Annotated in this window: 22 protein-coding genes and 1 pseudogene; 6 read left to right on the top strand and 17 right to left on the bottom strand. The window is 65.1% G+C overall.

All coding sequences use genetic code 11. The features are described from left to right. Window positions 1–3 precede the first annotated feature (3 nt). The 5 genes from phnK to phnG are packed head-to-tail and all read right to left on the bottom strand — an operon-like array spanning window position 4 to window position 3883. Window positions 4–801, bottom strand: coding sequence for a phosphonate C-P lyase system protein PhnK (gene phnK / locus YU9_RS0123805; RefSeq protein ID WP_027575049.1), 798 nt, complete (start codon window positions 799–801; stop codon window positions 4–6). After that, window positions 794–1690, bottom strand: coding sequence for an alpha-D-ribose 1-methylphosphonate 5-phosphate C-P-lyase PhnJ (locus YU9_RS0123800; protein ID WP_027575048.1), 897 nt, complete (start codon window positions 1688–1690; stop codon window positions 794–796). The genes phnK and YU9_RS0123800 overlap by 8 nt, the downstream gene beginning before the upstream one ends. Continuing rightward, window positions 1687–2790 (bottom strand): carbon-phosphorus lyase complex subunit PhnI, encoded by a 1104-nt coding sequence (locus tag YU9_RS0123795; RefSeq protein WP_027575047.1) that lies wholly within the window; start codon window positions 2788–2790, stop codon window positions 1687–1689. Before YU9_RS0123795 ends, YU9_RS0123800 begins: the two co-directional genes overlap by 4 nt. A gap of 3 nt (window positions 2791–2793) precedes the next feature. Continuing rightward, entirely contained in the window at window positions 2794–3402 is a 609-nt protein-coding gene (gene phnH / locus YU9_RS0123790) for a phosphonate C-P lyase system protein PhnH (RefSeq protein WP_027575046.1), read from the bottom strand. A gap of 4 nt (window positions 3403–3406) precedes the next feature. Beyond that, window positions 3407–3883, bottom strand: coding sequence for a phosphonate C-P lyase system protein PhnG (gene phnG, locus YU9_RS0123785; protein ID WP_027575045.1), 477 nt, complete (start codon window positions 3881–3883; stop codon window positions 3407–3409). A gap of 119 nt (window positions 3884–4002) precedes the next feature. Here phnG and phnF point away from each other — a divergent pair, with 119 nt between their 5' ends. Next, window positions 4003–4734: a phosphonate metabolism transcriptional regulator PhnF gene (gene phnF / locus YU9_RS0123780; RefSeq protein WP_027575044.1), complete on the top strand. Its 732-nt coding sequence runs from the start codon at window positions 4003–4005 to the stop codon at window positions 4732–4734. 184 nt (window positions 4735–4918) lie between these two features. Here the strand turns inward: phnF and phnE (YU9_RS0123775) are convergent, their stop codons facing one another. From phnE (YU9_RS0123775) to phnC, 4 genes are all read right to left on the bottom strand, one after another. Continuing rightward, window positions 4919–5713, bottom strand: coding sequence for a phosphonate ABC transporter, permease protein PhnE (gene phnE, locus YU9_RS0123775; protein WP_371259189.1), 795 nt, complete (start codon window positions 5711–5713; stop codon window positions 4919–4921). Between the two features lie 50 nt (window positions 5714–5763). Beyond that, window positions 5764–6648, bottom strand: a complete 885-nt coding sequence (gene phnE / locus YU9_RS0123770; protein WP_027575042.1) for a phosphonate ABC transporter, permease protein PhnE — start codon at window positions 6646–6648, stop codon at window positions 5764–5766. Between the two features lie 62 nt (window positions 6649–6710). Beyond that, window positions 6711–7646: a phosphonate ABC transporter substrate-binding protein gene (gene phnD, locus YU9_RS0123765; protein ID WP_027575041.1), complete on the bottom strand. Its 936-nt coding sequence runs from the start codon at window positions 7644–7646 to the stop codon at window positions 6711–6713. A 67-nt stretch (window positions 7647–7713) separates the two neighbouring features. Continuing rightward, window positions 7714–8523: a phosphonate ABC transporter ATP-binding protein gene (gene phnC, locus YU9_RS0123760; protein WP_027575040.1), complete on the bottom strand. Its 810-nt coding sequence runs from the start codon at window positions 8521–8523 to the stop codon at window positions 7714–7716. A gap of 172 nt (window positions 8524–8695) precedes the next feature. Between phnC and YU9_RS0123755 the strand changes: the two genes are divergently transcribed. The 3 genes from YU9_RS0123755 to YU9_RS0123745 are packed head-to-tail and all read left to right on the top strand — an operon-like array spanning window position 8696 to window position 11265. Continuing rightward, entirely contained in the window at window positions 8696–9358 is a 663-nt protein-coding gene (locus YU9_RS0123755) for a chloramphenicol acetyltransferase (RefSeq protein WP_027575039.1), read from the top strand. Next, the gene (locus YU9_RS0123750) at window positions 9355–10548 is read left to right on the top strand and encodes an alpha-D-ribose 1-methylphosphonate 5-triphosphate diphosphatase (RefSeq protein ID WP_027575038.1); all 1194 of its coding nucleotides are present in this window, start codon (window positions 9355–9357) and stop codon (window positions 10546–10548) included. Before YU9_RS0123755 ends, YU9_RS0123750 begins: the two co-directional genes overlap by 4 nt. Window positions 10549–10566: 18 nt before the next feature. Then, a complete protein-coding gene (locus YU9_RS0123745; RefSeq protein WP_027575037.1) occupies window positions 10567–11265 on the top strand; it encodes a DUF1045 domain-containing protein in 699 nt (232 codons plus the stop codon). Window positions 11266–11268: 3 nt separating this feature from the next. Here YU9_RS0123745 and YU9_RS0123740 read toward each other — a convergent pair whose 3' ends face one another. From YU9_RS0123740 to YU9_RS0123715, 6 genes are all read right to left on the bottom strand, one after another. Further along, window positions 11269–11862 carry a hypothetical protein gene (locus YU9_RS0123740; protein WP_156952072.1) on the bottom strand — a complete coding sequence of 198 codons (594 nt, stop codon included), beginning with the start codon at window positions 11860–11862 and terminating at the stop codon, window positions 11269–11271. Window positions 11863–11945: 83 nt separating this feature from the next. After that, on the bottom strand, window positions 11946–13346 hold the full coding sequence (locus tag YU9_RS0123735; RefSeq protein WP_027575035.1) for a selenium-binding protein SBP56-related protein: 1401 nt from the start codon (window positions 13344–13346) through the stop codon (window positions 11946–11948). Between the two features lie 282 nt (window positions 13347–13628). Next, a complete protein-coding gene (locus YU9_RS0123730; RefSeq protein ID WP_027575034.1) occupies window positions 13629–14567 on the bottom strand; it encodes a dihydrodipicolinate synthase family protein in 939 nt (312 codons plus the stop codon). 125 nt (window positions 14568–14692) lie between these two features. Then, on the bottom strand, window positions 14693–16774 hold the full coding sequence (locus YU9_RS0123725) for a methyl-accepting chemotaxis protein (protein WP_027575033.1): 2082 nt from the start codon (window positions 16772–16774) through the stop codon (window positions 14693–14695). A 121-nt stretch (window positions 16775–16895) separates the two neighbouring features. Continuing rightward, complete coding sequence (locus YU9_RS0123720) at window positions 16896–17666, bottom strand: enoyl-CoA hydratase (protein ID WP_027575032.1); 771 nt, start codon at window positions 17664–17666, stop codon at window positions 16896–16898. Beyond that, window positions 17663–18112, bottom strand: coding sequence for a MarR family winged helix-turn-helix transcriptional regulator (locus YU9_RS0123715; RefSeq protein WP_027575031.1), 450 nt, complete (start codon window positions 18110–18112; stop codon window positions 17663–17665). The genes YU9_RS0123720 and YU9_RS0123715 overlap by 4 nt, the downstream gene beginning before the upstream one ends. Window positions 18113–18152: 40 nt before the next feature. Between YU9_RS0123715 and YU9_RS0123710 the strand changes: the two genes are divergently transcribed. Then, window positions 18153–20036 (top strand): ATP-dependent Clp protease adaptor ClpS, encoded by a 1884-nt coding sequence (locus tag YU9_RS0123710; protein ID WP_245266503.1) that lies wholly within the window; start codon window positions 18153–18155, stop codon window positions 20034–20036. A gap of 111 nt (window positions 20037–20147) precedes the next feature. Here YU9_RS0123710 and YU9_RS0123705 read toward each other — a convergent pair whose 3' ends face one another. Both YU9_RS0123705 and serA read right to left on the bottom strand, forming a co-directional pair. Continuing rightward, window positions 20148–21809: a tannase/feruloyl esterase family alpha/beta hydrolase gene (locus tag YU9_RS0123705; protein ID WP_027575029.1), complete on the bottom strand. Its 1662-nt coding sequence runs from the start codon at window positions 21807–21809 to the stop codon at window positions 20148–20150. 82 nt (window positions 21810–21891) lie between these two features. Next, complete coding sequence (gene serA / locus YU9_RS0123700; RefSeq protein ID WP_027575028.1) at window positions 21892–23136, bottom strand: phosphoglycerate dehydrogenase; 1245 nt, start codon at window positions 23134–23136, stop codon at window positions 21892–21894. Window positions 23137–23239: 103 nt separating this feature from the next. Between serA and YU9_RS51135 the strand changes: the two are divergent. Further along, window positions 23240–23284: pseudogene (locus tag YU9_RS51135) on the top strand (hypothetical protein); the annotation flags it as partial. Window positions 23285–23352 lie beyond the last annotated feature (68 nt).

Raw genomic sequence — 23352 nt, 5'->3', positions numbered from 1 at the left:
AGCTCATGGCGGGAGAATCGAGGAGACGAGGAGCTGGGTATAGGGCTCGCGGGGATCGTCGAGCACCTGGTCGGTAAGGCCGGTCTCGATGACGCGGCCGCCTTTCATCACCATCACACGGTGCGACAAGAGGCGTGCGACCGCGAGATCGTGGGTGACGATGATGACGGCGAGGTGCAGCTCGGCGACGAGGCTGCGCAGGAGGTCGAGCAGGCGCGCCTGCACGGAAACGTCAAGGCCGCCGGTCGGCTCGTCCATGAACACCAGCCGCGGCTCGGTGACGAGGTTGCGCGCGATCTGAAGGCGCTGGCGCATCCCGCCGGAATAGGTGCGCGGCGCATCGTCGATGCGCGCGACATCGATCTCGACGCGCGTCAGCCAGTCCGACGCGGTGTCGCGGATGCGGCCGTAGTGATTCCACCCCACCGCCATCAGCCGCTCGCCGACATTGGCCCCGGCCGAGACCGCCATGCGCAGGCCCTGCGCGGGGTCCTGATGCACAAAACCCCAATCGGTGCGGAACAGGAAGCGGCGCTCGGCCTCGCCAAGGGCGGCGAGATCGCGGGTGACGCCGTCACGCATCCGGTAGGAGACGTGGCCGGCGCTGGCTGCGAGCTGGCCCGACAACATTTGCAGCAGCGTGGACTTGCCCGAGCCGGATTCGCCGACGATGGCCAACACTTCGCCGGGATAAAGCGAGAACGAGACGTCGCGGCAGGCGGCGATGCGGCCGAACGACTTGCTGAGACACTTTGCGACCAGCAGCGGCTCGTCGTTCTCGACCAGATTCTGATCAGCCATTCGAGGCCTCCTGCGCCTTCTCCTTGTACGGCGCGGCGCTGAGGCTGCCGTGATGGCCAGCGGCCTGGCGGCCCTCGCAATAATCGGTGTCCGAGCAGACGAACATTCGGCCGCCCTTGTCGTCAGTGACGATCTCGTCGAGATAGGAATTCTCCGCACCGCACAGCGCGCAGGGCGCATTGAAGCGGTAGGGCTCGAACGGGTGATCCTCGAAATCGAGCGACACCACCTGCGTGTAAGGCGGGATCGCATAGATGCGCTTTTCGCGGCCGGCGCCGAACAATTGCAGCGCCGGGCAATTGTCCATCTTGGGATTGTCGAATTTCGGCGTCGGCGACGGGTCCATCACGTAGCGCGCGTTGACCTTGACCGGATAGGCATAGGCGGTCGCGATATGGCCGAAGCGGGCGATGTCCTCATAGAGCTTCACATGCATCAGGCCGTATTCGGCGAGCGCATGCATGCGCCGCGTCTCGGTCTCGCGCGGCTCGAGGAAACGTAAGGGTTCCGGGATCGGCACCTGATAGACCAGCACCTGATTCGCGTTCAGCGCCGTCTCCGGGATGCGGTGACGGGTCTGGATCACGGTCGCCTCCTCCGTCGCCGTCGTCGTCGCGACGCCGGCGGTCTTGGCAAAGAATTTTCGGATCGAGATCGCGTTGGTGGTGTCGTCGGAGCCCTGGTCGATCACCTTGAGCACATCCTGCGGCCCGAGGATCGCGGCCGTGACCTGCACGCCGCCGGTACCCCAGCCATAGGGCATCGGCATCTCGCGGCTGGCGAACGGCACCTGGTAGCCGGGAATCGCGATCGCTTTCAGGATCGCGCGGCGGATCATCCGCTTGGTCTGCTCGTCGAGATAAGCAAAATTGTAGGCGGGCGCGTTCATTCCGCGGCCTCCTTCATGGCATCGGGCGTATTGGACTCGGCAAACTCCTGACGCAGCTTGCGCAGGAGGCCGAGCTCGGACTGGAAGTCGACATAGTGCGGCAGCTTCAGGTGCTCGACGAAGCCGGTCGCCTGGACATTATCTGAATGCGACATCACGAACTCTTCGTCCTGCGCCGGCGCACGCACCTCCTCGCCGAGCTCGCGGGCACGCAGCGCGCGATCGACCAGCGCCATCGACATGGTCTTGCGCTCGCTCTGGCCGAAGGTGAGGCCGTAGCCGCGGGTGAAGCACGGCGCTTCAGTCGCCGATCCCTTGAACTGGTTGACCATCTGGCACTCGGTCAGTTCGATGGCGCCGAGCGGCACGGCAAAGCCTGCGTCTTCCGCGAAGAATTCGACCTCGACCTCGCCGAAGCGGATCTCGCCGACAAAGGGGTGGTTGCGGCCATAGCCGCGCTGGGTGGAATAGCCCATCGCGAGGAGAAAGCCTTCGTCACCGCGCGCTAGGTTTTGCAGGCGCAGGTCGCGTTCGGCCGGAAAATTCAGCGGCTCGCGCGTGAGATCGCCGACGCTGGCGCCATCCTCAGCCTGCGGCGAGGATTCGATCAGCCCGTCGCGTCCGAGAATGTCGGTGACGCGCGGCGTCGGCGCAGTCGATGCTTCGGCCGTCGCCGGCGTCTCCGGCACAAAACCTTCGGCGAGCGAGGGATCGAGCAGGCGGTGGGTGTAGTCGAAGGTGGGGCCGAGGATCTGGCCGCCGGGAATGTCCTTGAAGGTCGCGGACACTCGCCGCTGCAGCCGCATGGCGCCGGTGTCGACCGGCTCGCTGGTGCCGAAGCGCGGCAGGGTGGCGCGGAAGGCGCGAACCAGGAAGATTGCCTCGATCAAATCGCCGCGCGCCTGCTTGATCGCGAGCGCCGCGAGTTCGCGGTCATAGAGCGAGCCTTCGCTCATGACACGATCGACGGCAAGGCCGAGCTGCTCTGAGATCTGGTTGAGGGTGACTTCCGCAACCCTTTGGTCGCCGCGCCGCTTATGTGCGAGCAGGCGATGGGCGTTCTCGATGGCGCGTTCGCCGCCTTTGACTGCGACATACATGCTTCAGCTTCCCATGCTCACGACGCGCGTGGTGCGGGGGATCGCAACCACGGCGTCATCGGCGACCAGCACCACATCAATGCCGCGCGGAAACAGCGCCTCGTTGAAGTGCAGCCGTTCAAACAGGTCGAAAGGCTCGATCGACGCCTGCAGCGTCGCGACCCCATCGATGCCGGGGCCGCGCAGCTCGAAGCTGCGCCCCGAGACCAGGCTATCGACCTGAATGATCACCGTGGTCGAACGATCAGGGTATTCGCTGCTGCCGAGCGCGAAGCGCTCAAGCGAGGGCAGCGCACCACCGTCGCTGATGAGCGCAAACGATGCAATCGAGGCGTCCCGCACGACCGGCGCGCCCGTGTGAAATTTCAGCCATTTCACCACGTCCGAGCTCTCCGCCATCCGCGCATCGAGCCAGAGCGGCGTATCGTGATCGAACAGCGTCAGTGCGATCGCCGCGGTTCCGCGCATCAGCGGCCCTGGGGCGCCCGCCATTGGCACGATGCGCTGGACCGAGCCCGGCCGCGCCATCGCGTCCATGACCGAGCGAAAGGTCGATTGCGCCGACAGCACCTTGTCGGCGAAACCCGGTGGCAGCTCCGCAATCGTGGTCATGATCTCACCCCTCACCGCGCACCATGGTGTAGAAATCAACCTTTGTCGCGGCGGTCTCGGCCACCGCCTGCTTGCGCTTGACCATAAGCTGCTCGCGCAACGGCGCGATAACGCTACGCTCGACGAGCCCGCCGAAATCGCGGGACTGCACCAGCGCATCGCACAGCGCGATCAGCCGCGCCTTCTCACCGTCACGGCCGAGCGTGTAGCCGAATCCGACCTCGCCGCTCGCAAGCCGCACCGCGGCGCGCGACACCGTGGCTTCACCGAGATTGAACGGCGCGCCGTCGCCGCCGACCCGGCCGCGCAGCATGACGAGACCGTTTTCGGGCGCGCGCAGATCCTGATGGGCCGGCAGGGCCGATTCCAAGGCCAAGTTGCGGAGGCGAGCGGCGATCTCGCCCGCCTCCGCGTGCGCCAGCACGGCCATCGCGGCCTTGCGCTGGGCTTGCTGGTTGTTGTGCTGCGTCACCTGGTCCACCGAGCTTTTCTACAGAACTTGCCGCATCGAAGTTGTCTATGATAATAGACAACTTCATACGGACGCGCCATGACTGTTTCGTGACAATGATGTGATTTCTGGAGTAGGTTTCCCGCGACATGAGCATGCAGGACACAGCCTCTTCGGGCGTCGCGCTATGGCGCCTCGTCGCCGACGGTATCGAGCGCGGCATCGCCGACGGTCGCTTTGCGGCCGGCGACAAGCTGCCGGGCGAGATGGAGATCGCCGAAACCTATCGCGTCAACCGCCACACCGTGCGGCGCGCGCTGGCAGCCCTTGCCGAGCGCGGCCTGGTGCGGGCCGAGCGCGGCAGCGGAACCTATGTCGAGGCGCAGAAGCTCGCCTATCCCTTGCGCTCCCGCACGCGCTTTTCCGAGATCGTCGGCGCGGGCGGACGCGAACCGCATGGCCGGCTGATCGAAGCGAGCGATGACGTCGCGACGCGCGAGCTCGCGCGGGAGCTGGGATTGAAGATCGGCGCGCCCTTGGTACGGATCGAAGCGATCCGCCTCGCCGACCGCACGCCCATCTGCGTGTCCACCACCTGGCTGTCGGCGGACCTGTTTCCGGATGCGGGCGCCGTGTTCGCGGCGACGCGCTCGATGACGAAACTGCTCGCACATTATGGCGTGCGCGATTATCGCCGCGGCGCGACCCGAATCACCGCCGGCATCGTCGACGCCACCGACGCCGCACGGCTCGATCTGGCGCTGGGGCGGCCAATCCTGGTGGTCGACGCCACCGACCACGATCTCCAAGGCAAGCCGCTGGTGACCAAGCATTCGCGGTTTGCCGCGGAGCGGGTGGAGTTTCTGGTGGAGAACGGGTGAGGCGGCCTGCTCTTCCTCCCCCCGTTCTTACGAGGCCGCGACGAGCTTCGCTCGCGCTGAGAGGGTTGGGGTGAGGGGCTGCTTCCGCAATGACGGTGAGAGACGGACTCGCGGAGACTCCCCTCACCCGGAATTTGCTTCGCAAATTCCGGCCTCTCCCCACAGGTGGGGAGAGGCGAAGAACTCAGGCCACCGCCCTTCGCCCGATGATGGCAAAGCGCAGCTTGCCGGAGATGAAATCGATCGCGGCGACGGCGACCAGGATCATCAGGATCAGGAACGACACCTTCTGCCATTCCAGCACGCGGATCTGCTCGGCGAGCTGGAGGCCGATGCCGCCGGCGCCGACGATGCCGATGATGGTGGCCGAGCGGGTGTTGGATTCGATGAAATAGAGCACCTGGCCGGCGATCACGGGCAGGACCTGCGGCAACAGGCCGAAGCGGATCTCGTGCAGCGCGCTGCCGCCGGAGGCGCGGATGCCCTCGACCTGCTTCTGGTCGGCGCCTTCGATCGCCTCCGAGAACAGTTTTCCAAACGCGCCGAAATCCGACACCGCGATGGCAAGCACGCCGGCGAACGGGCCGAGGCCGACGACATTGATCCACACCAGCGCCCAGATCAGCGTGTCGATGCCGCGGATCGAATCCAGGAAGCGCCGGACAGGAAAGCGGAGGATGTTCGACGGCACGATGTTGCGCGCCGCCAGCAGGCTGACCGGGAGCGCGAAGACGGCGGCGAGCGTGGTGCCGAGCAGCGCGATCGAGAGCGTCTCGCCCAATGCCTTCAGATAGACCGGCAGCGAGGAGCCGGGATCCGGCGGGATCATCATCAGGCTGATCCAGCCGAGCTGGCTGAGGCCGGCGACGAAGCGCGACGGCGAGAAGTCGAGATCGACGAGGCCGTAAGTGAGGATCGCGAACGCCGCGACGATCATCGCGGGTGTCGCGAGCCGCGCCGAGGCCGGCCGGTCGAACATTTCGGGATAGCGCGCGCGAATCTGCGCGGCATCGACCTCCTGCGGCCTCGTCACGTCCGCGCCTCCTTGCCGAACAGGCGGCCGCGCAGCCAGCCGGTGGTGATGTCGATGATGAAGACGGTGACGACGATGGTGAGCAGGATCGCGCTGACGTCGGAGTAATAGAACTTGCGGATGGCGACGACGAGCTCCTGGCCGATGCCGCCAGCGCCGACAAAGCCCATCACGGAAGCCTCGCGCACGTTGATCTCGAAACGCAGCAGCGCGTAGCTGGCATAGCCGGCCGTGACCTGCGGCACGATGGCGAAGCGCATGCAGGAGAGCCAGCTTGCCCCGGTCGAGCGGATGCCCTCGACCGGCTTCATGTCGGCATTCTCGACGATCTCCGAGAACAGTTTTCCCAGTGCGCCAGTGGAGTGGATTGCAATCGCCAGCACGCCCGCCATTGGCCCCAGGCCGAAGGCGATGACGAAGACCAGCGCGAACACGATGCCAGGGACGGTGCGGGCGAATTCGAGCAGACGCCGCACCACGAAGCGCAGCCAGGGCGCCGGCGAGGTGTTCTCGGCAGCGAAGAAGTTGAGGGCGAAGGCGAAGGTCGCGCCGATCAGCGTGCCGACGTAGGAGATCAGCAGCGTCTCACCCAGCATCTTCAGCCATTTGCGCCAACCCCAAAACCACTCGCCGACATCGGTCCAGACCCGCTGGCCGTTCTCGAGCGTGAGGATGCGGTCGAAATAGCTGACGAAATTGCCGAAATAGGTGAACAGCGTGCGCAGATTCACTTCGGCGCCGATCGCGGCGAGGATCAGCGCTGCGGCAAAGACCGCGGCTCCCAACAGGAGACGGAGCCGCCTGCGCGAAACCGCCTGGCGATAGGCGGCGTTGAGCACGGCGAGCTGCTGCTCGGGGAGGATCGAAACCGCTGTCGTCATCAGGTCCCGTCAAAGAAAGAGCCGGGTCCTGGGGACCCGGCTCGAGTGCATCGTCCCGAAACTCAGGACGCCTTCTTTTTACGCAGCGCATCGACGAACTTGATCAGCTCGATCGTGCCATCCCAGTCCTTGGTGGTGGCGGGATGGAAACCCTTCTTCTGGCCGTCGGAGAGACGGTCGAAGGCGGCCTTGTCCTTGGCCGGCGCGTCGAAGAACGCCTTGGCAATGGCGGCCTTGGCGTCTTCAGGCAGGTCGGAATTGTAGGCATAGGGGCCGTTGATGATCGGCGCCGATTTGTGGATGATGCGGAAATCGTCCTTCTTCATCGCCGAGCCGTCGGCGTTCTTCAGCATGCCCTTGGTCAGCATCTGCGCCAGCGTGGAATCGTCGTCGCTGGTCCACTGGTTGGCGGCGACATCGACCGTACCCTGCGAAAGGGCCAGCATCGCGTTCTCGTGGCTGCCGGTGAAGACGACCTTGCCGAAATAGGAATCGGCATCGTGGATGCCCATCTTGTCGAGCTCGAAGCGCGGCACGTTGTTGCCGGAGGTCGAGTTCGGGTCGACCAGGCCGAGGTTCTTGCCCTTGAGGTCATCGACCTTCTTGTAGGGGCTGCTCGCCTTGACGAAGAACACCGAGTAATAGCCGGTCGAACCGTCGGCGTTGATGTCGTTGGCAAAGGCGTCGGTCTTGACGCCGGTGAGGCGGGCGCGGGCGAACGAGGCCGAGCCGTAGCTGGCGATGTGGATGTTGCCGGCGCGCTGGCCTTCGATCACCGCAGCATAGTCGTTGGCGATGCGCAGCGTGACCTTCACGCCGAGCTGCTTCGAGAGGTAGTCCACGAACGGGGTCCAGCGCTCGGTGACACCAGAAGCGTTCTCGGCCGGCACGACCGCAAAGGTCAGCTCGGGATATTTGGCCTTCCAGTCGTTCGCCGAGGCGGAGGCCGTGAACGCGAGCGCGGCGGCGCCGGCGAGGATTAATCTGCGAGTGATCATGATGCCCTCTTCATCGGTTGGGGTCGGCTGACGCAAAGACTTGCAACTCAAAAAGGTGCGACGCGGCTCAGGCCGCCGCGGCGGTTCCGAGCGCCGGCACGCCCTCGGGCGCCGGCATAGGCACGCCGCCCATGACGTCGGCAGCTTCGAGATCGTAGAGCTCGCGCGCGACGTGATCGGTCAGCGCGGACGGCGCACCGTCGAACACCACGCGGCCTGCGGCCATGCCGATCAGGCGGTCGCAATAGGTCCGTGCCAGATCGAGCGAATGCAGGTTGCAGAGCACGGTGATGCCGAAATGCTTGTTGATGCGCAGAAGCGCATCCATCACGATCTTGGTGTTGCGCGGATCGAGCGAGGCGATCGGCTCGTCGGCGAGGATGATATCGGGTTGCTGCACCAGTGCGCGGGCAATCGCGACGCGCTGCTGCTGGCCGCCGGAGAGCTGATCGGCGCGCTGGGCGGCGAGCGAAGCGATGTCGAACTGCTCGAGCGCCGACATCGCCAGCGCCTTGTCCTGCTCGGGCCACACTTGCGACAGCGAGCGCCAAGCGGGCATCGTCGCAAGCCGCCCCATCAGAACGTTGGTGAGCACGTCGAGCCGGCCGACCAGGTTGAACTGCTGGAAGATCATCGCCGAGCGCGCGCGCCACTGCCGCAGCTCCTTGCCGCGCAGCAAGGTGACGTCGGTGCCATCGAACAGGATGCGCCCCCCGGTCGGCGTCACAAGGCGGTTGATGGTCCGCAGCAATGTCGACTTGCCGGCGCCGGATCGTCCGATCACACCGACGAAGCCACCGGGGGAAACTTGAAACGAAGCGTCGTCGACCGCGGCTTTTGCGCCGAAGCGACACGTCAGACCATCCACCACCAGCATGCAGGGCTCCAGAGTAGCTGGAGCCAACCGCTAACGTCCATGCTTAACACTTGTGTGACGGCGCCACTGCGGTGCGGCGATCCTGCACACCTCATCCCCTGTCATCTCGGCGTCATGACATCGTCATCAAGCCGCTCGAAGAGAGACGCCGCCCTCGCTCCTCGGATGCAACATGGCCGCCAAAGCTCTCTCGGTTCAGCCGACCATCGACCCCTCGGCCAAGCTGCACGAGTCCAGGCTCGGCGCCTATACCGAGGTCGGCGCGCGCACGATCCTGCATGAAGTGGCGATGGGCGACTACTCCTATGTCGTGAACGATTCGCAGATCACCTACACCACCATCGGAAAATTCTGCTCGATCGCGGCGATGACGCGGATCAATCCAGGCAACCATCCGATGCACCGCGCGACGCAGGCGCATTTCACCTACCGCTCCAGCGCCTATTTCGAGGGTGAGAGCGACGATGCCGAATTCTTCGACTGGCGGCGCCAGCATCACGTTCATATCGGCCACGACGTCTGGATCGGCCATGGCGCAATCGTGTTGCCGGGCCGCAACATCGGCACCGGCGCGGTGATCGCCGCCGGCGCAATCGTCACCAAGGACGTGCCGGCCTACACTATCGTCGCCGGCAATCCGGCCCGTATCGTGCGGCGGCGGTTCTCGGAGGAGATCGCCGGGCGCCTTGCAAAGCTTGCCTGGTGGGACTGGGATCACGACAAATTGCGCGAGGCGCTGCCCGATTTCCGCAAGCTCGGGATTGAAGATTTTCTTTCGACATATGAAGCACGGACAGGCTCCCCTCGCAGCAGCAAGAAAAGCGCAGTCGCGTGACAGACATCATCCTTGAAGGCGGCCGGGCCCTGATCGGCACCGAGTTCGTCGAAACCTCGCTTCTTGTGTCCGGAACGGACATCGCGCGGATTGATGCCTCCCGTGGCCGCGCGCGGCTCGCGATCGATGCCCGCAACCTGCTGGTGCTGCCCGGCATCGTCGATCTGCACGGCGATGCCTTCGAGCGGCAGATGATGCCGCGCGCCGGCGTCGACTTTCCGATCGACGTTGCGCTCGCCGACAGCGACCGCCAGGCGATCAGCAACGGCATCACCACCGTCTTTCACGCCACGACCTGCTCCTGGGAGCCGGGCCTGCGAAGCGCCGACAATGCGCGCAGCCTGATGGAGGCGATCGAGCGGCAGCGTCCACAATTCGCCGCCGATACCCGCCTCCACCTGCGGCATGAGACCTACAATCTCGATGCCGAGGCCGAGATCAGCCAATGGCTCAGCGAGGGCCGCGTCGACCTGTTCGCCTTCAACGACCACATGGACGGGGTGGTTGCCGACATCTCCAATCCGCGCAAGCGCAACCGCATGGTCGAGCGCACCGGGCTGTCGAGCGAAGATTTCGACCGGCTGGTCGGGCGCGTCATCGCGCGTGCTGCCGACGTGCCTGCCTCCGTGTCGCGTCTCGCGGCGGTTGCTCGCGCTGCCGAGGTGCAAATGCTCTCCCATGACGATGCGACCCCGGCGATGCGAACCGATTATCGTGCCATGGGCGCGACGATCGCGGAGTTTCCGATCAATGAGGAAACGGCGCGCGCCGCGGCAAGCCACGGCGATGCCATCGTCTACGGCGCGCCCAATGTCGTGCGCGGCGGCAGCCACACCGGCTGGACCAAAGCATCCGACATGATCGAAAAAGGGCTCTGCTCGGTGCTGGCCTCGGACTATTATTATCCCGCTCAGCTGCTCGCCGCGTTCCGCCTCGCCGCCGATGATGTGTTGCCGCTGGCACAGGCCTGGCATTTGGTCTCCGCCGGCCCGGCGCGCGCGACCGGCCTCACCGATCGCGGTATCCTCGCGGAAGGACGCCGCGCCGATATTCTGCTCATCGACGACAGCGTGAAGCTGCGGCCGCGGCTGATCGCGGTGATCTCAGGCGGCAAGCTCGTGCATCTTACCGATGCGACACGGCTGCTCACTGCTGTGGCGGCGCCGCACGAGGCTGTCGTCGCGGCGTAAATTGGTTATGCTGAGGCGATGACAGGTTTTCCCCGCTACGCGATCTATTTTGCCGCAGGCAGCGGCAGTGCTCTCTCCCGCTTCGGCGCCGCACTGCTCGGCTATGACGCCTATACCGGCGACGAGGTGCCGTTCCCGCGCGAGGCGCTGCAAACTGCTCCGGACTGGCGTGACATCAGCGCCGATCCCCGCAAATACGGCTTTCACGCCACGCTGAAGGCGCCGATGGCGCTGACATCAGGCAAGACCGAGGCCGATCTCATGGCCGCCTGCGCGACGTTCGCCGGCAAGCCGCAGACAATTCCGGTGATCCGCCCTGTCGTCGATACCATCAGCGGCTTCATCGCCGTCATTCCGGCCGAGCCGGTCGGTGCGCTTCAGCAATTTGCCGCCGATTGCGTTCGTGAATTCGATTCCTTCCGCGCCGCCCTCACCGCGGAAGATCGCGCGCGGCGGAAGCCCGACGGGCTCACCGAGCGCCAGCGCGATTATCTCGACCGCTGGGGCTACCCTTACGTGATGGAGGAATTCCGCTTCCACATGACGCTGACGGGACGGTTGGACGCGGAACGGCGTGGGCCGATCCTGGAGATGCTGCGGGGACGATTTGCGGTGCTTGGCATCGACACGCTGGCGGTCGACCGCCTCGCCCTGTTCAAGCAGGACGCGACCAAGGCGCGCTTCCGCATCATCGGCGAATGGGCTTTGGCACGGTAGACTTCAGCGCCAGCTGGCAAGATTGAAGGCGAGCGCCACCGCGCCAACCAGAACGAGGCTGGTCGCCCAGACGGCATCCAGATTGAACCAGCTGCGCGAGACGAACTTCAATCCCAGATAGCGGTAGACCAGCCAAGCCAGACATCCGCCGGCGCTGACCATGGCGGCAACGTGCACCACGGACACCAGCACCGCCATCCCGACACTTGCCTTCATCAACTCGCCCGCCGCCTGATGGCCGGTATCGAGCTCGAAGGCCTGGCAGAGCCCGAGATAGATCGGCACGAGCATCAAGGCGGCACCGTGAGCAATGGCGACGGCAAACGACCAGAGCACCAATTGCGTCGGCGGAATTCGTGCCAGCGCGCGGGGATGGCGCCGAACGATCAATCGATAGACGCCGAAGCCGATGACGAGAAGGCTCGCGACGAGCTGGATCGGACGCTGCCACTCCGCCAGCACGAGCAGGAATGCGAACGGCAGCAGCACGAGAAGTGTCGCCAGGAGATGTCCGGCCGACAGAGCCCACAACGCGCGGAAAAGCGCGCGTGGGCTCTTGTCCATGAGCCCGGCCGAAACCGCGAGCGGCCATCCCATTCCGGGATTGACCCCGTGATAGAGACCGCTCGCAACAAGCGCGAGCCACAGCCAGCCAAGCGCCGGGCTCGCGTGCCCCCAATCTAGACCGACGGGTAGCAAAAGGAGTCCGTCGAACAATCGCCGCCCTCGAGCCTGATCTGGTGCGCACGATATCCGTCGGGGAAGCTCACGAAATAATCCTTGTCGAGCTCGAGGCCGCCATCGTCACCGACATTGGCCATGACCTCCACGCCCGGAACCCCATCGGGATAGAACTGATCGTCCCAGGTGGAATAGAGCGAATTGGTCCAGTACACGCGCTTGCCGTCGCGGCTGATCTCGACCATCTGCGGACCGGCCGCAAAGGCCTTGCCATTTGGATGCGGCGTGCGGCGCGCGATGCCGCCGATATGGACCGAGCCCGCATGCGTCGGCTTGCGTGGATCACTAACATCGTACTGGCGCATTTCGCCCGTGCCCCAGCAGGAGACGTAGAGGAACCGGTCATCCATCGACAGGTCGATGTCGGTCACCAGCGGCGGCACGGCGCCAAATCCCTGCAGCAGCGGCGGGAGCTTCTCCTTTGGCGCGGGCTCGGGCGGGATCGTCGCAGTCTTCTCGGCATGGAATTTCCCGCCGTCGCGCCACCAGGTCCAGATCGATGCTTCGAGGTTGGTGGTGTCGACCACGACGCCGACGAAGCCATATTCGCGAACCGGGTCGTGCGCCGGTCGGACTTCCAGCGCCATCTGATGATTGGCGCCGAGGTCGATGGTCTGCACGTTGCGACGGGCGCGAAGATCCCAGAAGTGGAGACGATGGCCATATTTGTTCGCCAGCAGATCTTCCGGGACGATCCCGTTCTCGAACTGCGGCGGCAATGCCCATTCGCTCGTCACCATGTAGTCGCGCGGCAGATTCCACCAGAAGTCATAATGCAGCGTCTGCGGACCGCGGTCGATCTCCCATCGTCCCAGGACCTCGAAGGTCTCGCAATCCATGATGAAGACCCCGGGAGGTCCGTTGGTGCCGTCCTTTCCGCCGCCGCCCAGGGTGCTCACATAGATGCCGTCCGGTCCGCAATGGATCGTGTGCGGCCGCGAGTAGCCGGTCTTCTTGAACACCTCCTCCGGCTCGATGATCTTGTGGATCTTGGCTTGGGTCGGATCGGGCTTGGTGTCGATGATGTAGATTCGTGATGAACGCAGCCCTGGGATGATGAGATAGCGCCGCTCGATGAAGGCATGTCCCGCGAGCGGCGACAAGGCCGAGGAGCACGCATTCCAGCCGAAGTGATGAAACTCATCGCCCTTGTTGGGCATCGTCACGGTGTGGACGATCTGGCTATAGGTCGGCGATCCCGGCTTGGCGTCGATGACCGCGAGAGCATCCGGCTTGGAGAAATCCGGACTGAGCAGCAAGGTGTAGGCAAAGTTCTCCGCAGGTGCTTCCATCGCAAGCTTGGGTGATGCGTGAAAGGTGGGATCCGGCCTCATCGTCATGGCACTGCCTCCCTGTTCTGTCGGTTCGCGCCAACCTGGCTCGGGATAACGGCATAATGAAGAGGTGTTTCGAGATGTCTTGGGATTCTCCGCAGGGCCGGTTGGCGAGCGTACAATATGCCATCGCCGGGCTGCGCGAAACTGGCGGAATCGCGTTAATTCGACGCCTTACAGCCGAAATGGGCAGACCCCGTCATTGCGCGCGAAACGAAGCAATCCAGACTGTCTCCGCGGACACATTCCTGGATTGCTTCGCGCCGCTCGCAATGACGAGGGAGAGAATTACTTCCCCCACCGGAGCGCCAACGCGTCGCGCTCCTTGGCGAGCTCGAGCAGGCCCGCGCGCGTCGCCGGATGCAGCGGCTGCAACGGATGCCGCACGGCTTCCGACTTGATCACACCGCCGGCCTGCATCATGGCCTTGCAGGCGATCAGGCCGCATTGGCGGTTCTCGTAGTTGATCAGCGGCAGCCAGCGTTCATAGGCGGCCTTCGCCTTCTCGCGATCACCGGCGAAATAGGGATCGATGATCTGACGGATGCCGTCGGGATAGCCGCCCCCGGTCATGGCGCCGGTGGCGCCGGCGTCGAGATCTGCCAGCAGCGTGATCGCTTCCTCGCCATCCCATGGACCCTCGATGTCCTTGCCACCCACCTCGATCAGACTGCGCAGTTTTGCAGCCGCGCCGGGAACCTCGATCTTGAAATAGCGGATGTTGGAGAATTCACGCGACAGCCGCGCCAGCAGCTCGACCGACAGCGGCGTGCCGGCCACCGGTGCGTCCTGGATCATGATGGGAATGTCGATCGCGCCGGAGAGCACCTTGAAGAACTCGACGATGCCCTTCTCCGGGACCCGGAAGGTCGCGCCGTGATAGGGCGGCATCACCATCACCATCGCGGCGCCGGCCGCCTCGGCCTGCTTGCTGCGCGCCGCGCACACGGCCGAGCTGAAATGCGTGGTGGTCACGATCACGGGAACCCGGCCGGCGACATGTTCCAGCACCGCATGCATCACGGTTTCGCGTTCGGCATCGGTGAGCACGAACTGCTCGGAGAAATTGGCGAGAATGCAGATGCCGTGCGAACCGGCATCGATCATGAAATCGATGCAGCGGCGCTGGCCCTCGAGGTCGAGCTCGCCGCGCTCGTCGAAGATGGTGGGCGCAACCGGGAACACGCCGCGATAGGGGCGCTGGGCCTTGTGTGGGGTGACCGGCATCGAACTCTCCATCCCTGATGCGTCTTACGTCTGTCGCCGCGCTCGCGCGGCATGGCTGACACATCTACCTGCCGCGCGGACCGGCGGCAATGCCCCGCGCGACATCTGATGAAGAGACGACGAGATTATGTGGTTTTCACCGCTCCCAAAAAGCCCTCGACCGCGACGCGGAGACGGTCGGCGTCGGCGGACATCTTCTTGACGGACTCCGACAGCACGGTGCCGGCGTTGCCGGTCTCCTGGTTGAGCCTCGCGACGCTGCCGATGGTATCGGTGACCTCGCGGGTGCCTTGAGCTGCCTGCTGGAAATTTCGCGAGATCTCGGTGGTGGCCGCGCGCTGCTGCTCGACTGCGGCGGCAATCGCCGTCATCTTCTCGTCGATGCCGCCGATGGCGCCGCCGATCGAGCGGATCGCGGCGACGGCCTGGCCGGTGGCACCCTGGATCTCCTCGACCTGGCGCGAGATCTCTTCCGTCGCTGTGGCCGTCTGGGAGGCGAGGCTCTTGACCTCGCCCGCGACGACGGCGAAGCCGCGCCCGGCCTCGCCCGCGCGCGCAGCTTCAATGGTGGCATTCAGCGCCAGAAGGTTGGTCTGGGCGGCGATCGCATTGATCATCTTCACGACCTCGCCGATGCGGCTTGCGGTCTGGTCGAGGATCTCGACCGTCGCGTTGGTCTGCTCGGCCTGTGCCACGGCCTCGCGGGCCTCACGCGCGCTCGACTGCACCTGCGCGGAGATCTCCCCGACGGATGCGGAGAGCTCCTCGGTCGCGGCCGCGATAGTCTCGAGATTGTTGGTGGCTTGCTCGGCGGCGGAGGAGACCGCGGCGGTCTGGCTGCTCGATTCCGAGACCAGCGAGCGTACGCCGGTCGCGGTAGCGTCGAGCTCCCGCGTCGAGGCCACAACACTTTGGATGACCGCCTGCACGGTATCGTCGAAGCTGCGGCAGGCCGCATCGACGCTGCCGGAGCGGGCGAGCTGGAGCGCCTGCTGCGATTCGCGTTCCTGGCCCAGCCGTTCCGCGGTCGCCGCGCTCTCGCGCAGGCTTTCGAGCGCTGCAGCCATGGTGCCGAACTCGTCGGGATGCCGGGATTGCGGCACCGGCGTCGCATAGTCGCGCGCGCTGATGCGCGCGATGGCGTCGAGAATAGCGCGCACCGGACGCATGAGGCGATTGCGCACCACGAACACGCCGGCCAGGGTCACGGCCAACGCGAGCAGGAACGCGAAGGACTGCACGATGAGATTGATCAGGGCCTTCGCCTGCACGGTCTCGGCGCGCGCAATCGACAGGTCGAGCGCCTTATTCGCGACCGCGACGATGGACGCGAAGGGCGACTGGCACAGCGCGTTCCACTCCGCAGCGGGCATCGCGGGCTTGCCGCTGCCGTCGAAATTCCTGGTGATCTCCCCCATCTTCTTGAGCGCGCCGTCGGTCTTTGCCCGCGCCTCCTTCGCCGCGTTGACCAGATCTGCGGCCACGTCGGGCGCGGCCAGCAGTTCATCCATGCCGGTCCAACCGGCGGCGACGGTTCCGTTCCAGCCGGCCACCGTCTGCTTCTGGGTTTCGTCGAGCGGCTTGCTGGCGTTGACGTTCGGCCGCAGCGTCGAGCACTGGATGCCGTAGCGATCACGCACCTGCCAGGCGAGGCGGCGGGCCTGGATCATGCGGGCGATGAAGGGATCGTTCATCCAGGCGCGGTTCGACACCGCGGTGGAGGCGAGATTGGCAGTCTCGATCACCTTGGTGACGGCATCGTACCAGGCTGCGGTGCGCTCCACCTTGCGCTCGGCGCGCGGCTGCCTGGCCTCGTCATAGAACAGCTGGAACTTAGGCGCGGCCTCGCTCCAGCGCTGCTTCAGAGTGCTTGCGAGTTCGTCGCGCCGGGCGAACTCGACATTGGCAAGCGCGGCGATGATAGCATCGAAGCCGGCCTGCTCGGCCTTCTCCGCGGCGCCGAGCTTGGCGCGCGGATCGTCCTCGCCGAGCAGCGCGCTCTGGGCATCGCCGCGATTGCTGCGCAGGGCAACCACACCATGGAAGATCGACTTGTCGGCATTCGCCAGCCGTTCGGTCTCCAGACTGTCGCTGTAGCTGCCGAAGGCCCCGACCATCTGGATGGCCGTGCTGGTCAGGGCGCCGGCGGCCAGCAGCGTCATCAGAGCCAGGAGGAGCGCGCTTACCGATTTCTTAAAAACTGACATGACCAAAAGACCTGCTCGTCACGAGCGGTCATCTTGCACGGTGACATGCCAAGGTTTGGTTAAGACTTTAATCGAATACCTGCGGTTGTGACCGCTGCGCCTCGGGCGGGCCGCCGCCCCTTCACGCCACCTTCGTGAAATCCGGCAGGCGGCGCTCGGCAAACGCCGTAAAGGCCTCGCGCGCTTCGGCGGTGCGCAGACGCTGCGCAAACTGCTCGCCTTCGGCCTGCATCTGCGCGACCAGCGCCTCGCCGTTACGCATCAGCCGCTTGGTCGCGATGAGGGCGCCGGCCGGCTGGCGGGCGAGACGCTGCGCCAGCGCGAGCGCCTCGGCGTCGAGCTTGTCGAGCGGCACCACGCGGTTGGCAAGGCCCCATTCCAGCGCCGACTTGGCAGCAACGGTCTCGCCGAGCGCGAACATCTCGTAGGCACGCGCGTAGCCGATGCGCGCCGGCATCAGCAGGCTGGAGGCGGCCTCCGGCACCAGCGCCAAGCTGACGAAAGGCGTCGACAGTTGCGCATCGTCGGCGAGCACGACGAGATCGCAATGCAGCAGCATCGTGGTGCCGACGCCAACGGCACGGCCCTGCACGGCTGCGACCAGCGGCCGCGTGCAGCGCGCCAGCGACTGGATGAACCGCACGACGTTGCGGCTGCCTTCGGACTTGCCGGCTGCGACCGCGGCGAACTCGCCGACGTCATTGCCGGCGGTGAACATGTCGCCCTCGCCGCGGATCAGGATCACGCGAGCGGACGGATCGAACTCGGCGGATTCGATTGCATCGGCCAGCTTGCCATACATCGCATCGGTCAGCGCGTTCTTCTTGTCGGGACGCGCCAATGTCAGGTTCAGAATTCCACCGTTGTTCTCGATCCGGACGTGCTCGGTCATTCGTCTGCTCCTCTTGGAAACTTGTCCTGAATGCTCGTCAGCCAGCGCGCGACGACGTCGATCTCCGCGGCCGTGAATCCTTCCGTCAGCGCCGCGTTGACCTCGGCCGCACCGGCCTTCGCCTGCGCCAGCGCGGTGAGTCCCTTCGGCGTCAGCCAGATGCGAAAGGCGCGGCCATCCTCGCGGTCGGCCCGCCGCTCGATCAGCTTGGCGGCCGCCGTGCGGTCGACGAGGCCGGAAATGCCGGCCGGCCCAAGATCGAGTGCCGCGCCCGCCTCGCCGATCAGCACACCATCCTGCTTGCCGAGGATGAACAGCAGGCCGGCCTGCGCCGGCGTCACCTCGCTCTCGGCCTGCGCCGCCATCCAGCGCTGCAGCCGGCGGTGCGCGACGCTCAGCAGATAGATCAGCCGATGGTGTCTGGCGCCGGCGCCTTTATTTCGCATGCGAAATATATAGTCAGGCTGGCTCGGATTGTCAAAGACGATGGTCTTTGCCGACCCGGCGCGCGAAGGTCGCGAGCAGATCAGCGGATCGGGATCGAGCATCAAATGGAAATGGCGACCATCCCGCTTGACGGCTGCCCTGTTTTGTGTTCCTCATTTGTTCTATTCTAGCTCAAGTTGCAGTGGGGGTCATTTCATGACGGAAAGTGCGTACGAGGAGCGTGGGCCGGCTCAGTTGGTGATTCACAATGACGACGATACGCCGGACGAATTCGTCATCGGACTGCTCCGCCAGGTTTTCGGCAAGACGGACCGTGAAGCCTCCGCGCTGATAGCCCGGATCGAGCGCGAGGAGAAAGCTGCCTGCGGTCCCTACCCGCAATCCGTCGCAGAGGCACTCTTCAAGTCGGCCCAACAATACATTTGGCTCCGCCAGCAGCCGCTGAAGATCACGCTTGAAGAGATCAGGACCCCTTGCGAGCTCTGCGGCAAGCCTGAAGGACAGATGGAGGTGCGGATCGGGGAGCGCACAGTCTGGCTGTGCAGCGACTGTATTCGCGCAGCAGACACCACGCCGCCGCCGCCGGAGCCGGAGGAGTTCGAATACGCTTGCGACGTGCTGGACTGGCATTTTGCCGACGTCGCGCGCAGCAAACTCGTGACCACCATCCGGCAGTTCCCCGGCCACATGCGAGTAGACGTCCAGGCCGCGATCGACCGATTGTTCAGCGAGGGAATTCAGCTATTCGGGCTGAACGAGGAACAACGCTACGAAACGCTGTCGATCTCGCGGCTCCTGCGGGACGGTCGCTATGCGACCGCGATTGCACCACTGCAATATTCAGATGTGGATGTCGGCGAGAAGGCCCCGGTCAAATGTCTCGATAACGGTCTGTGGTTGTGCGAGCAGGATGGTCTCCGTTATGCGGTCTTGCTCTGCGCTCACCGCGAATTCAGCCGCGAACCGGGAATTCGGATCGAGATTCTTGTGCCGTCAGGCACTGCAGGCGCGGCCCTCGTCCAGACGTGTTTTGGCGAACTGGAGCAGGCCGTACAAGCTGCGCGCAGCTATCGCGGCAAGATCCTGTCGCTCGACGCCGATTCCGACTACCGCGGCCGCTCGCGCGGCATCACCGTGCATCGGTTGGCGCCGGTATCGCGGAACGACGTGATCCTGCCCGAGCAGACCTTACGCTTGCTCGATCGCAACGTTCTGACTTTCGTCGACATCCGCGATCAATTGCGCCGGCTCGGCCAGTCGACACGCAAAGGCATCTTGCTTTACGGACCGCCAGGCACGGGCAAGACCCACACGATCCGCTATCTCGCAACACATTTGCCCGGGCATACGACGCTGATCATCACCGCCGAGCAAATCGGCCTTCTCGGCGCCTATATGAGCCTGGCGCGGCTGCTCCAACCCTCGATGGTTGTGATCGAGGACGTCGATCTCATAGCCCGCGACCGCGACGACATGGGCCCCTGCGAGGAGTCCATGTTGAATAAGCTGCTCAACGAGATGGACGGGTTGAAGGAGGACGCAGATATCCTGTTCGTCCTGACCACCAACCGGCCTGAGGACCTTGAAGGAGCCCTTGCTGGTCGCCCTGGCCGCATCGATCAAGCCATTGAAGTGCCACTCCCCGATGAGACCGGCCGCGGCCAGCTGGTGCGGCTTTATGGTAAAGGACTTCCGCTTGAGGATACGATCATCGCGGAGGCCGCCCAGCGCAGCGAAGGTACGAGTTGCGCATTCATCAAAGAATTGATGCGGCGACTTGCGCAGGCCAGCCTCGCGCGTGATGGCGGCAACTCCGTGATCTCCGCCGATATCGACGAGGCGCTCGACGACATGCTGTTCTCCGGCGGCCGGCTCAATGCGCAATTGCTCGGAGGCGCACAGGCCATGGCGGCGGGGCAATGATTGGCCTGAGCTGGAGCATGATCCGGAAAAGTGTGTAGCGGTTTTCCGAATAGATCATGCTCAAACAATACCCTAAAGCGCGATGACGATTCATCCTAATCGCATCGCGCCTTAGGGTGCGCAGGTAAAGCTCGAGGCCTCGGTCACCGGGCCGCTCTTGTAATGCGGCCAGGCCGGCCAGCGGCACAGCGGCAGCGCGCGCGTCGCTGCAAACGACGGCGCCTCGACCTTCTGCTCGCTGACTTCGACGTCGCCGGGCGCCTTGCCGTTCTCCACCCAGTCGACCAGCACGCTCAGCATGTCGACATTGGCGGGCGCGCCGGAGCCGACGTGGTCGACGCCGGGCGCGGTGTAGAGCCGCGCGAACTCCGCGGTCTCGGCCTTGCCCATCTTGCGCTCGACACTCTCGAAATAGCGGATGCCGGCATAGGGACTCTGCGCGTAGTCGGCCATGTGCTCGAGCATGATCAGCCGGCCGCCACGTGCACGGAAACGACTCAGATCGGGATCGGTGGAATCCATCAGGCTAGAGACCTCGAGCAGCCGCGCCTTATGGTCCTCCATCTTGTAGGTGGTCACATCAAGCTTCGGATCGCGCGCGAACACATATTGAATGCCGCCGGCGCCGTAGATCCAGGCGATGCCGTTATTCGGTGCAGGCGGCTGCGCCGGCGGCGCGGTGCCGAGCCACCACGCGACCCAGCCGCCGGTCGGCCCGATCGCTGGCGTGTCCTCGCCCGACACGCCCCAGCCCGGATAATCGTCGAGGCCATTGGCGAGCACGAACGGGAATTTGTAGGTCGCGTGCAGCGTCTCGATCGCCTTGATCTGCGCGTCAGTGAGACACTGATCGCCGCTCTTGGCCGCCGCACAGCGCAGCGTCTCGGCCTTGAACGCCGCCTTGCAGCCGACGGGATCCTGCACCAGCGCATCGTCGGAGCCGTCGGCCTTGTCGCAGGCCGCGCGCACCGCCTCGCCCACGAGCTTGACCTGCGCCGGGTTGATCCAGCCCTCGCCCATGGTGACGAGGCCGGAGCGCGTGCCGGCATGCTGCAGGCCGACCCAATTGATCACGGGCACGCGGGCGAAGATGCCGTCGAAATCGTCGGGATAACGCTGCGCCATGGTGAGGCCTTCGCGGCCGCCTTCCGACGAGCCCATGAAGTACATCTTCTCCGGCTTCTTGCCGTAGGCGCGCTGCATCAGCGCGACGGCGGCGTCCCGCACCTTCTTGTAGGCGCGATGGGCGAAATTCTCGAAGGCCTCGTCGTTCAGCGCGAAAAGCTGCGGCGGCTCGCCCGGCTTGGATTCGTGGCCGGAGTCCGTACCGTAAGTGACGAAGCCGCGCGCGAGCGGCGACGGCTTGTCGAAGGGATAGGCCGGCGGCAGCGCAAGCCCCGTGATCAGCACACCATTGAAACCGCCGCCACCATATTGCAGCGAGCGGCCGTTCCATTCGACGGGAAGGTTGACCTGGAATCGGATCGGCGGTGCCTTGGGATCGGTGGGGTCGATATGGCCGAGCACCTTGCAGAAGCGCGGGTTGGCCGGCGTGATGCGCCCGGACGGCGTCGGCCCACGTTCGGCGACGGCGAGAGGCGATGGTGCCTGCAGGGTCGCGGAATCGATCTTCACGGCGTCAGTGCCGCCAACGAGGCCCTTGCAGACCGTGTCCGCGTCCTCCGTCAATGTCACGGCGAACGCGGAGTCCGCGCTCAACGCGGCCGCCGTCCCCACGAGCCATGCGCACAGCTTCGCCCTCGTCAGAGTCATCATTTCCACCCAGCTTTTTTGTTTGTTCGATCTGTCAGGAGACCGCATTGAATGCGACCTCCTGACGGCCGTCAACAAGCCTCTAGTGCTCGAACACCAGCCGCGCGCCGACCGTGCCTTCGAGGCCGCGGATCTGCTCAAGCAGCTCGCCGGAATCCTGACCACCGAGATCGGCGTCGAGCACGACATAGCCGAGGTCGCCAGCGGTCTCCAGATATTGCGCGGCGATGTTGATGTCGCGCTGGAGGAAGACCTCGTTCAGCCGCCGCAGCATGCCCGGCACGTTGCGATGGACATGGCTGAAGCGCGCGCCGGACGGGCGAAGATGCAATTGCACTTCGGGGAAATTCACCGCGCCCATGGTCGAGCCGGTGATGTAATAGTCGACCAGCTTGCGCGCCACCTCGCCGCCGATCCGCTCCTGCGCCTCTTCGGTCGAGCCGCCGATATGCGGCGTGAGGATGACGTTCTCGAGGCTCTGCACCGGGCTGTTGAAGCGCTCGGCGTTCGACGAAGGCTCGACCGGAAACACGTCGATTGCCGCACCGGCGAGGTGACCGTCACGCAAGGCGCGCGCGAGCGCGTCGAGATCGACCACGGTGCCGCGGCTGTTGTTGATCAGGAACGAACCCGGCTTCATCGCCCGCATCTCTTTCTCGCCGATCATCCCCGCAGTCTCCGGCGTCTCCGGCACGTGCAGGCTGACGATGTCGCTCTGCGCCAGCAGCTCCTCCAGCTTCTCGACCGGCTCGGTGTTGCCGTGGCGGAGCTTGTCGGTGCGGTCGAAATAGATCACGCGCATGCCCATGGCTTCGGCCAGGGTCGAAAGCTGCGAGCCGATATTGCCGTAGCCGACGATGCCGAGCGTGCGGCCGCGCACCTCGCGGCTGCCGGTCGCCGACTTGTCCCAGCCGCCCGCATGGGCCGACACCGAGCGCGGAAAGATCCGCCGCAGCAGCATCACGATCTCGCCGATCACGAGCTCGGCGACGCTGCGCGTGTTGGAGAACGGCGCGTTGAACACCGGAATACCGCGCTTGCGCGCGGCCAATAAGTCGACCTGGTTGGTGCCGACGCTGAAGCAGCCGACCGAGAGAAGCTGGTCGGCGGCGGCGAGCACCTCATCGGTGATCTGGGTGCGCGAGCGGATGCCGAGCAGCGACACGCCCTTGAGCGCGCGCCGCAGGTCCTCGCCCTCCAGCGCCTTGGTCAGCCGCTCGACATTGGTGAAACCCGCGCTCCGGAACAGGTCCACGGCGCTGTCATTGACGCCTTCGAGCAGCAGCGCCTTGGCGCTTCGCTCAGGGCTTTGGCCTGGGGCTGACATGGAATCTCCTGGAATGGCGGCTTTGCCGCAGCTCATAGACCGCAGACGAGCCCGAGCACAATAGGGGTCGGATACGGGGAGAAGATGGCGGGGCGGGAGGTGGGCTTGGCATCCCACCAGCTCCGTTCCGCTCGCTCACAGCAGCTGATCCGTCATCCTGAGGTGCGAGTGGCGCGATGCGCGGCATCGCGCCGGGAGCCTCGAAGGATGAACGGC

Origin of the sequence: Bradyrhizobium sp. WSM1743, assembly GCF_000473065.1 — a bacterium.
GTDB lineage: Bacteria > Pseudomonadota > Alphaproteobacteria > Rhizobiales > Xanthobacteraceae > Bradyrhizobium.
This window is presented reverse-complemented; position numbering and strand designations above follow the sequence as displayed.

What these genes read in the sequence shown, in the direction of transcription:
- phnK (WP_027575049.1), bottom strand. Translation starts at nt 801, where the DNA reads ATGGCTGATCAGAATCTGGTCGAGAACGACGAGCCGCTGCTGGTCGCA.
- YU9_RS0123800 (WP_027575048.1), bottom strand. Translation starts at nt 1,690, where the DNA reads ATGAACGCGCCCGCCTACAATTTTGCTTATCTCGACGAGCAGACCAAG.
- YU9_RS0123795 (WP_027575047.1), bottom strand. Translation starts at nt 2,790, where the DNA reads ATGTATGTCGCAGTCAAAGGCGGCGAACGCGCCATCGAGAACGCCCAT.
- phnH (WP_027575046.1), bottom strand. Translation starts at nt 3,402, where the DNA reads ATGACCACGATTGCGGAGCTGCCACCGGGTTTCGCCGACAAGGTGCTG.
- phnF (WP_027575044.1), top strand. Translation starts at nt 4,003, where the DNA reads ATGAGCATGCAGGACACAGCCTCTTCGGGCGTCGCGCTATGGCGCCTC.
- phnE (WP_371259189.1), bottom strand. Translation starts at nt 5,713, where the DNA reads ATGTTCGACCGGCCGGCCTCGGCGCGGCTCGCGACACCCGCGATGATC.
- phnE (WP_027575042.1), bottom strand. Translation starts at nt 6,648, where the DNA reads ATGACGACAGCGGTTTCGATCCTCCCCGAGCAGCAGCTCGCCGTGCTC.
- phnD (WP_027575041.1), bottom strand. Translation starts at nt 7,646, where the DNA reads ATGATCACTCGCAGATTAATCCTCGCCGGCGCCGCCGCGCTCGCGTTC.
- phnC (WP_027575040.1), bottom strand. Translation starts at nt 8,523, where the DNA reads ATGCTGGTGGTGGATGGTCTGACGTGTCGCTTCGGCGCAAAAGCCGCG.
- YU9_RS0123755 (WP_027575039.1), top strand. Translation starts at nt 8,696, where the DNA reads ATGGCCGCCAAAGCTCTCTCGGTTCAGCCGACCATCGACCCCTCGGCC.
- YU9_RS0123745 (WP_027575037.1), top strand. Translation starts at nt 10,567, where the DNA reads ATGACAGGTTTTCCCCGCTACGCGATCTATTTTGCCGCAGGCAGCGGC.
- YU9_RS0123740 (WP_156952072.1), bottom strand. Translation starts at nt 11,862, where the DNA reads ATGGGATGGCCGCTCGCGGTTTCGGCCGGGCTCATGGACAAGAGCCCA.
- YU9_RS0123735 (WP_027575035.1), bottom strand. Translation starts at nt 13,346, where the DNA reads ATGACGATGAGGCCGGATCCCACCTTTCACGCATCACCCAAGCTTGCG.
- YU9_RS0123730 (WP_027575034.1), bottom strand. Translation starts at nt 14,567, where the DNA reads ATGCCGGTCACCCCACACAAGGCCCAGCGCCCCTATCGCGGCGTGTTC.
- YU9_RS0123725 (WP_027575033.1), bottom strand. Translation starts at nt 16,774, where the DNA reads ATGTCAGTTTTTAAGAAATCGGTAAGCGCGCTCCTCCTGGCTCTGATG.
- YU9_RS0123720 (WP_027575032.1), bottom strand. Translation starts at nt 17,666, where the DNA reads ATGACCGAGCACGTCCGGATCGAGAACAACGGTGGAATTCTGAACCTG.
- YU9_RS0123715 (WP_027575031.1), bottom strand. Translation starts at nt 18,112, where the DNA reads ATGCGAAATAAAGGCGCCGGCGCCAGACACCATCGGCTGATCTATCTG.
- YU9_RS0123710 (WP_245266503.1), top strand. Translation starts at nt 18,153, where the DNA reads ATGGTCTTTGCCGACCCGGCGCGCGAAGGTCGCGAGCAGATCAGCGGA.
- YU9_RS0123705 (WP_027575029.1), bottom strand. Translation starts at nt 21,809, where the DNA reads ATGACTCTGACGAGGGCGAAGCTGTGCGCATGGCTCGTGGGGACGGCG.
- serA (WP_027575028.1), bottom strand. Translation starts at nt 23,136, where the DNA reads ATGTCAGCCCCAGGCCAAAGCCCTGAGCGAAGCGCCAAGGCGCTGCTG.